At 51.7% G+C, this 692-nt stretch carries 1 pseudogene; it reads left to right on the forward strand.

Annotated elements, in window-relative coordinates:
- Positions 1-669: pseudogene (locus tag J9892_RS21390) on the forward strand (IS630-like element ISAhy2 family transposase); the annotation flags it as partial.
- Positions 670-692: the final 23 nt, after the last annotated feature.

Raw genomic sequence — 692 nt, forward strand, 5'->3', positions numbered from 1 at the left:
TTAACAGGGCTCAATGTGGCAGCCTCCACGCTCCGCCGATGGTTACCTCGTATGGGCATTGTCTGGCGCAGGCCCGTGCCGACCTTGCGGATAAAAGACCCAGCCTATCAGGAAAAAATGGCGAATATCGACGCCGCGCTGGCCCGCTGTGATGCCGATAATCCGGTGTTTTATGAGGATGAAGTCGATATAGACCTCAATCCCAAATTAGGAGCCGACTGGATGTTCAGAGCGCAGCAAAAGCGGGTTGTCACACCGGGGCAGAATGCCAAGCATTATCTGGCAGGCGTTCTCCACGCAGGCAACGGAAGGGTACTTTACGTCAGCGGGATCAAGAAAAACTCATCGCTGTTTATTGCCATGCTGGAAAAGCTGCGCCACCACTACCGACGAGCCAAAACCATCACGTTGATCCTCGATAACTACATCATTCACAAAAGCAAACAGACCGAGCGATGGTTGAAGAAGAATCCCAAGTTCTGCCTGGTGTTCCAGCCAGTTTACAGCCCTTGGGTTAATCACATAGAACGGCTATGGCACAAGTTACATGAAACCATCACGCGCAATCATCAATGCAGAGGGATGGCAAACCTGCTGGCCCGAGTGAAACACTTCATGGATACCGTGTCTCCTTTCCCGGGGAATGGCTATGGCACAGCGAAGGTGTAGCACTATTGGGATCAGTTATTTAG

The organism is Aeromonas sp. Prich7-2 (genome assembly GCF_017939255.1).
Classification (GTDB): domain Bacteria; phylum Pseudomonadota; class Gammaproteobacteria; order Enterobacterales; family Aeromonadaceae; genus Aeromonas; species Aeromonas caviae.